The 6,000-nt window shown below is 49.3% G+C and carries 6 protein-coding genes; 4 read left to right on the forward strand and 2 right to left on the reverse strand.

The features are described from left to right. The first annotated feature begins 109 nt into the window (after positions 1 to 109). Entirely contained in the window at positions 110 to 1,537 is a 1,428-nt protein-coding gene (locus tag ABDZ72_RS05780) for a hypothetical protein (protein ID WP_343751733.1), read from the forward strand. Between the two features lie 62 nt (positions 1,538 to 1,599). Here the strand turns inward: ABDZ72_RS05780 and ABDZ72_RS05785 are convergent, their stop codons facing one another. After that, positions 1,600 to 1,779: a DUF3951 domain-containing protein gene (locus ABDZ72_RS05785; protein ID WP_343751734.1), complete on the reverse strand. Its 180-nt coding sequence runs from the start codon at positions 1,777 to 1,779 to the stop codon at positions 1,600 to 1,602. Positions 1,780 to 2,064: 285 nt separating this feature from the next. Between ABDZ72_RS05785 and ABDZ72_RS05790 the strand changes: the two genes are divergently transcribed. Further along, positions 2,065 to 2,979 (forward strand): S66 peptidase family protein, encoded by a 915-nt coding sequence (locus ABDZ72_RS05790; RefSeq protein WP_343751735.1) that lies wholly within the window; start codon positions 2,065 to 2,067, stop codon positions 2,977 to 2,979. Positions 2,980 to 3,030: 51 nt separating this feature from the next. Beyond that, positions 3,031 to 4,134, forward strand: a complete 1,104-nt coding sequence (locus ABDZ72_RS05795) for a mandelate racemase/muconate lactonizing enzyme family protein (RefSeq protein WP_343751775.1) — start codon at positions 3,031 to 3,033, stop codon at positions 4,132 to 4,134. A 47-nt stretch (positions 4,135 to 4,181) separates the two neighbouring features. On the opposite strand, the gene ABDZ72_RS05800 is transcribed toward ABDZ72_RS05795, so the two are convergent. Next, on the reverse strand, positions 4,182 to 4,712 hold the full coding sequence (locus ABDZ72_RS05800; protein ID WP_343751736.1) for a hypothetical protein: 531 nt from the start codon (positions 4,710 to 4,712) through the stop codon (positions 4,182 to 4,184). Between the two features lie 142 nt (positions 4,713 to 4,854). Here ABDZ72_RS05800 and spoIID point away from each other — a divergent pair, with 142 nt between their 5' ends. Beyond that, complete coding sequence (gene spoIID, locus ABDZ72_RS05805; RefSeq protein ID WP_343751737.1) at positions 4,855 to 5,988, forward strand: stage II sporulation protein D; 1,134 nt, start codon at positions 4,855 to 4,857, stop codon at positions 5,986 to 5,988. Positions 5,989 to 6,000 lie beyond the last annotated feature (12 nt).

A 6,000-nucleotide genomic window follows, 5' to 3' on the forward strand; every position in this document is an offset into this window, starting at 1 on the left:
ATCTGATGAGATCGCCATTAGCGCACGATCCGCCCCGTTTGTCACATTCGCCCAATCGCTACATACAATAACCATGCATTATTGGAGTTTTCAATAAAGGGGAAATGTCATGGAACTACTATGGGCGCATTGGTTGTATCTGGCTGGGACATTGCTTATTATTTTAACGTTATTATGTCGGCAAAATGTTGTTGTGCCAGCGTTAATAATGAGTTTTTTCGTTTCATGGTCGTTTTCTGGGTCGTTTTTGGGTGGCATTCAAGCTATTTTCAATTCCAACTTAACAGCAGCGTCCGAGCTCTTTAACATTTTTTTAATCATAGCGATTATGACGGCACTCTTACGTTCGATTCAGTCGATTGGCGCTGACGAGAAGATGATTCAGCCACTTCAAAAGATCATGAAAAACGGCACAACCGCTTATTGGGTGCTTGCTGTCGTCACGTACTTTTTATCGTTATTTTTCTGGCCGGCACCAGCTGTTCCGCTCATTGGGGCCCTATTAATTCCGGTGGCTATCAAAGCCGGTCTATCGCCCATCGGAGCCGCTATTTCGATTTCCTTAGCTGGTCACGGGATGGCGTTGTCGTCGGATTTTATTTTGAAGGTGGCACCAGAGTTAACCGCGTCCGGCAGTGGCGCTCTGGAAACCAGTGCCATTGGGGAGCAGACGTTTATATTATCGTTGATTGCCGGAGCGATTTCGCTGAGCATTGCTTATGTCATGGTTCGCACATCCATGAAAAAACCTGCACAACAAAACCTTACAGAATGGGAAAACAGCGGTGACGATGACTTAAACGTCCGAGTCGATAACAGTCACGTGAATAAAGGAAAATATAGTTCCGTATTTGCTTTTGTTGTTCCTTTTATATTTTTGATCATTGTTGCATACGTGATTACAGCTACATTCTCGACAGTCATACCATCAATTGACGACGGTGCGGGTTCGTCGCTCGTTGGCGGGACAGCGATTCTATTAATCATTGTCATGTCGCTGTTTCGCAATTACAAACAAACGTTACAGGATGTTAGCGATCATATCGTGAGCGGTTTCGTGTTTGCTTTTAAAGTCATGGGGCTGGTTATTCCAGTGGCCGCATTTTTCTTTATCGGAAGCGGGGATCTGGCGGGGCAGATTTTCGGTACAGAGCCCGATGCGACGCCTTCTTTCCTGTTTGACTTAGTTCAGGAGGGCCGGGCTTATATTCCTGATAACGCCTTCTTCACGGCATTAGGTGTGTTGGTGTTGGGGATGGTCTCCGGTCTTGATGGATCTGGGTTTTCTGCGTTGCCATTAATCGGGTCGCTTTCAGACGCTTTGGCCGCATCAACAGGAATGGATCCAACAACCCTTGCATCCATCGGCCAAATCGGCGCCATCTGGATGGGCGGTGGTACCCTTGTTGCATGGTCACCCATCATCGCTATCGCAGGTTTTGCCAAAATATCTGTCATTGATCTGGTTCGAAAAAGCGTTATCCCGGTTGTCATCGGTCTGTTTATGACAATGATTGCGGCACTTCTATTCTGGTAGACACCACGACTACTGACATGCACGGCATGTGGTGCGTATACGGGCCGGTGTCGTTGAATACGTTAATCGTCGTCTTGTTCGACGTCCGTTGTTTCCTCATGAAAGTCTGTATCGGCTTGACCGGTAATATGATCGAATGGCGTATAACTGTTGTCGGGCGTTCCTTTACCGGAAACCATCCTATAAATAACCACAACGATAACCACGAACACAAGTACCGAAAAACCCATCGAAATAACCATACCTAATTTAACCACCGTCCTTCATGCGCCCATAGTAGATTCAGTAAGGACATGGCGAATCCACCTCCCGATTAGCCTTAATAAAGGCGGTTCAAATTCGGCCCAGGCTGAATGATGCGTTGCAGATCGTCCTGCCATGACGTTTTCATGTTTGCATCCATTTTAACACAAATTTCAAACACAATGATAGCGGATGAGTGATTATCCGACCATGACATAAATACACTAGTCGTAAAGGCCCTTAGTGCGTGATGGGGTGAGACTCGGAAAGAAGGAGACATTCATATGAAACCATATCGATTGAAGCGAGGGGACACCATCGGAATCGTCGCACCGGCAGGCCCGGTGGACAGCGATCGTCTGGCGCGGGCAACCCCGTTTTTCGAGGCGATGGGGCTGCACGTCACATATGGGGCAACGATTGATGAGTGGCATGGCTATTTAGAGGGAACGGATGACCAACGGGTGGCGGATATTCATCATATGATAAGCGACACATCGGTGCGGGCGATTATGTTTGCACGCGGCGGCTACGGGAGCGCCCGGTTGGCTGACAAAATCGATTATGAGTTGATCAGCCGGCATCCAAAAATCATCTGGGGGTACAGTGACATCACCTATATGCACACAGCCATCCGTCAATGGACAGGACTGACAACATTTCATGGGCCGATGCCGGCATCTGACGTGGCGGATGAGGCGTTTGATCCATTGTCGGCGCGTATGTTCCGGCAATTATTTGCTCCGGAGACGCTGCACTACACAGAAGACGTATCGCCGCTGACGGTGCTGGCGCCCGGGGAAGCGGACGGAGCGTTGGTCGGAGGGAATGTGTCCGTGTTGGCCAGCACGCTCGGTACGGATTATGACATTGATACAAACGGTAAGCTCCTGCTGCTGGAAGATATCGGTGAGGCGCCGTACCGGATTGATTCGATGCTCAATCAATTGCGTCTCGCCGGTAAATTGGATGCGGCAGCAGGCATTATTGTCGGTGATTTTGCCGATGCCAAGCCGACACACGAGCCATCGCTTTCTCTGGAGCAGGTGTTGGCCGATCATTTATCGGATCTTCCGTGTCCGGTCATGGCCGGATTCAAGATCGGCCATTGTTTCCCGCATTTTTCCGTGCCGCTGGGGGCCCGTGCGTTTTTGTCAACGACCAGGAAACGATTAACGATCGAGCCGGGTGTGCAATAACGGTGTTTGATGGAATCGGGCAGCCGGTTTACAAAAGGAGCGAATGTTTCCATGAACATACAGACGATTGAAACAGGGTATGCGTCCATTCCGCTGCATACACCGTTTAAAACAGCGTTGCGTACTGTGACCACAGTTGAAACCATCGTTGTGAAGGTGACGTGTGATAACGGTGTGATCGGCTGGGGAGAAGCACCCCCGACCGAAGTGATCACCGGTGACAGCGTGGCAAGCATTGTTGAGGCGATCAACACGATGATCAAGCCATTGTTATGCGGCCAATCGTTGTTACAGCGGGAGCACGTGTTCGCGGCATTGTCGAGCAGTGCTGTCGGCAACACAAGCGCTAAAGCAGCGGTCGATATGGCTTTGCACGACTGTCTTGCTCAGTACGCCGGCATGCCGCTGTTTCAATTTCTTGGCGGCTATCGTTCGGTCATTGAAACCGATGATACCGTTAGCGTCAATCATCCCGGGGAAATGGCGGACGACGCACAAGCTTGTATTAATGATGGGTTTACCACGTTGAAGGTGAAAGTCGGCCGCGATGACAGTCAAACCGATATCAAACGTATCGAAGCCATCCGCGAGCAAGTGGGACCGGACCCGTTGATTCGTCTGGATGCCAACCAGGGCTGGCAGGCCAAAGAAGCCGTCCGGACGATTCAAAAAATGGAAACGCTCGGTCTGGATATTCAATGCGTTGAGCAGCCGGTCGTCCGCCATGACTTGGATGGCTTGCGCTATGTAACAGCCCATACGAGCCCATTGATTGTGGCGGACGAAAGTGTTTTTTCTGCTTACGATGCCAAACGGGTGCTGGAGGCGCGGGCCGTTGACATGATCAATATTAAGCTGATGAAGACCGGCGGCATTCATGAAGCGTTGAAGGTGGCAACATTGGCCGACATCTACGGAGTGGCATGCATGGTCGGCAGTATGATGGAAACCGGCATGGGCATCACCGCCGCAGCGCACGTCGCCGCCAGCCAGCCGAACGTCACGTGGTATGATTTGGATGCACCGCTCATGCTGGACGGTGACACGATCGACGGCGGCATCGAATACAACGCCAGCCATATCACGTTTGGGAATAGGCCCGGCCTGGGGATCACCGGATTGAACGAGCGGGTCATTCAATGGCACCAGGATTGATGCATGGCTTGTCCCGGTTGAAATCACTCCCGATCCGGTTGATAAATTCAGAACGCGGTTGATATGTGCCTCGATCTGGTTGATAAACCCGGAATCTGGTTGATAAGTGCCTCGCTCCGGTTGATAAACCCGGAATCCGGTTGATAAGTGCCTCGCTCCGGTCGATAAATTCGGAATCCGGTTGAAATGTGCCTCGCTCCGGTTGATAAACCCGGAATCCGGTTGATATCTGCCTCGATCCGGTTGATAAATTCGGAATCTGGTTGATAAGTGCCTCGATCCGGTCGATAAACTCGGAATCTGGTTGAAATGTGCCGCGACCTGGTTGATAAATTCAGAATCTGGTTGATATATGCCTCGCTCCGGTCGATAAATTCGGAATCCGGTTGAAATGTGCCTCGCTCCGGTTGATAAACCCGGAATCCGGTTGATATCTGCCTCGATCCGGTTGATAAATTCGGAATCTGGTTGATAAGTGCCACGAACCGGTCGATAAATTCGGAATCCGGTTGATAAGTGCCACGAACCGGTCGATAAATTCGGAATCCGGTTGAAATCCGCCTCGCTCCGTTTGACACTGCCCCATCCGGTACGTTCCAACCGCATCATTTTATTTTATGGTTCTATTAGCCTCCTCTACTGTATAAATTTAATAGCAGGAATGCCACATATCATGCTACCAGATCAGACACCATTATTTCGCAATGAAGGAGGCTGTTCATGAAGAAAAAACCGACCGTTCCAAAAGCCTGGAAGAAAAAAAAACCACGAAAATTCCAGACCAATAGTGACAAACTGAAGCAACTTCTTAAACAAAAAAAGCCTCAGTTGCTCACCAGAAAAACGGCCCTATGGAAACATCCGCTTGTCCTGTTTTTCGCAACGATCTTGACGGTCATTTTAATCGTTCCGACCGCTGTAGTAATTCCGTTTATGTCTGATGACAGCAGTCCGGATAAGGTGGTGGAAAAGTCTGCTGCCAGCTTGGAGATCGCGATGGGGGATTCGCCGTTTTCAGTGGAAGTGGCCCGGGCCAGTGCGGATAATGTGGAAAATGTACCGCTCGAGACGTACGTTTCCCGTGTGGTTGCTTCCGAAGCTCCGGCCGAATTTGAAATGGAGGCACTAAAGGCCCAAGCGCTCGCAGCAAGAACATACATCGTCAACCGCATGATGCATCAAGAAAACCCGGATGCACCGGATGTCAGCGACACAACCAATGACCAGGTTTATCATAATGAACAAGAACTGCGGAAAACGATGGGAAAGAACTATAACAAAGAAATGAAAAAAATCAAAAAGGCCGTCAAAGCAACCAAAGACGAAATTTTAACCTATGAAAACAAACCGATTACACCGGCCTATTTTTCCACGAGCAATGGGTATACGGAAAACTCGGAAGACTATTGGAAAAATAAAGTTCCTTACTTGCGCAGTGTGAAAAGCCCATGGGATAAAAACTCACCGAAATTTTTGGATCAGAAAATTTTCTCTATGACGGAAATAGAAAAACGGCTGGGAACGGAACTGCCAGCTATCGGGAACCTTTCTATGAAAATCTCGAGAACTGAGAGCAAGCGTGTCAAACAATTGACCATTGGGAAGAACTCCTACACCGGGCGGGACGTTCGTAAGAAGCTCGGACTCCGGTCCAGTGATTTTTCCATTGAGAAGAAAAATGGTCACTTGATTTTTACGACGAAAGGATTCGGACACGGCATCGGTATGAGCCAATTCGGCGCAAACGGCATGGCCAAAGAAGGCAAAACGTACAAAGACATTCTTAATCATTACTATCAAGACGTTAATATCAGCACGGTCAACGACGCCGTTCCCGCCCTTGTCGCCAAATAGGATCGAAACACG

Origin of the sequence: Lentibacillus halophilus, assembly GCF_039522485.1 — a bacterium.
In the GTDB taxonomy this organism is placed as follows: domain Bacteria; phylum Bacillota; class Bacilli; order Bacillales; family Amphibacillaceae; genus Lentibacillus; species Lentibacillus halophilus.